3 protein-coding genes are annotated in these 1672 nt (G+C 41.2%); 2 read left to right on the top strand and 1 reads right to left on the bottom strand.

Annotated features, from left to right (window positions below):
- Together AB204_RS20000 and AB204_RS24080 are read left to right on the top strand one after the other, a co-directional pair.
- Positions 1-898 (top strand): ISAs1 family transposase (locus AB204_RS20000; protein WP_411354728.1); only part of this gene is annotated, 898 nt, incomplete at its 5' end.
- Complete coding sequence (locus AB204_RS24080) at positions 780-1127, top strand: ISAs1 family transposase (RefSeq protein ID WP_411354729.1); 348 nt, start codon at positions 780-782, stop codon at positions 1125-1127. The genes AB204_RS20000 and AB204_RS24080, both read left to right, overlap by 119 nt.
- Positions 1128-1469: 342 nt before the next feature.
- Here AB204_RS24080 and AB204_RS22930 read toward each other — a convergent pair whose 3' ends face one another.
- Positions 1470-1616 carry a hypothetical protein gene (locus AB204_RS22930; protein WP_161796589.1) on the bottom strand — a complete coding sequence of 49 codons (147 nt, stop codon included), beginning with the start codon at positions 1614-1616 and terminating at the stop codon, positions 1470-1472.
- Between the last annotated feature and the right edge of the window lie 56 nt (positions 1617-1672).

Genomic DNA, 1672 nt, shown 5'->3' with positions numbered 1-1672 from the left:
GCCGTTTATGAAAAACAAGAAAAAGAGGCTAAAAAAATGTCCGGGATTTCTTGACCGCTACACCTATCCTTTATTTGACATTCTGTTTGCGTCACTGTGTGCCGTGATTGCGGGCGCAGAAGGCTGGAATGATATTCAGGAATATACCGAAGGGCATCATGATTGGTTCCTGAAACAAGGTATGTTTAAAGAAGGTTTCCCTGTTGATGATACGTTTGCCCGCATTATTTCGCGTATTAACCCAGAACAGTTTAACCTTTGTTTTATTAACTGGATGCGATCAGTTCATGAACTCACCCAAAGCGAATTAGTGGCCATTGACGGTAAAGTATTACGGGGTTCTTGCTCGCCTGAAGAACGCCTTTCCTCTCTCCATCTGGTTAGTGCCTATGCCACCACGAACCAACTGGTGATGGGGCAGGTTCGGACACAAAAAAAGTCCAATGAAATCACGGCAATCCCCGAGCTGATTAAATTGTTAGACCTAAAAGGGGCGCGAGTTTCTATTGATGCCATGGGGTGTCAGACCCAGATAGCCCAGGAACTCCTTGATGCTGGCGCGGATTATTTGTTCAGTGTCAAAGATAACCAAAAACATCTCCACAGGGCGGTTCAAAAGGTGTTAGAGGCCCAGCGTATTGCGCCTTCGGTAAGAGAAAAAATCATTTTGGAACAAGCGCATGGACGCCTTGAACTCAGGGAGAATCATGTTATCAGCCGCCGATACACTTCAAGCGGAATTTCCCGCCTGGCCGGAATTAAAAACACTCGGTGTTGCCATCGGTTACCGGCAAGAAAAAGGTCAATCGCCAAGTCTGGAGTATCACTATTACATCAGCTCAGCCCCATTGACAGAAGAAAATTTCGCACAGGCAGTACGCAGGCATTGGCGTATTGAGAATAATCTCCATTGGGTATTGGATGCGACTTTTCACGAGGATGATTGTCAGATTTATCGAGAAAATGCAGCGGAAAATATCGCGATATTGAGGCGAATTGCATTGAATATACTGAAACAAGAAGGCAGCAAATTAAGTATAAGAAAGAAACGTATGCGAGCCTGGATGAAAACGCAATTTCTGGAACAAGTATTACAAGCGGGATTTTCTAATTTGGGTGATATTTAAGCATTCATGCGGTTGCTCTGTATTTCTAAATTAATGTAAATGAATGGGTTAAAAATCTATCTTAATAGGAATATCTATAGAGACATGTGGTTGGCAATTTGAAGCTCAATATAATATACAGGTATCGACACACTATATACAGCAGAAACAGTGAAAGAATTTAAATATCTATTAGAATAATTTAGTATAAGAAATAATAATTGAGATTGTTAAAACTAATCGTCTAAGGTTATTAAAAGAATTACTGGAAAATAGCAGTCAGTCTATTAGGATCATTGGCATCAAAGATAGATATCCAAGGGAAATGACCATTATTGAGTGTGCGAAGTTATGGCATGTGGGTTAATAAACAGACAATTTATCGGATGGTTCTATTGAGTTGGTTGGGTTGGTCTGATTGCCATGGTTTGGGGCAGAGTAATGGGAAAGAATGATATATCCGGCAAGTGTATTACTGAGATAACGACACTGAGTGAAGTGTCGTGGCATGATAATTCCGGACACGTCAAAAGCCTGCTAATGTTATTAACATGACAATGAGGTGT

This window comes from Xenorhabdus khoisanae (assembly GCF_001037465.1).
GTDB classification, from domain to species: Bacteria; Pseudomonadota; Gammaproteobacteria; order Enterobacterales; family Enterobacteriaceae; genus Xenorhabdus; species Xenorhabdus khoisanae.
Note: the sequence above shows the minus strand (reverse complement) of the source record. Positions and strands in the feature narration are given on the sequence as shown.

Coding starts and splice junctions, on each gene's coding strand:
- AB204_RS22930 (WP_161796589.1), bottom strand. CDS start 1,616: ATGCCACGACACTTCACTCAGTGTCGTTATCTCAGTAATACACTTGCC.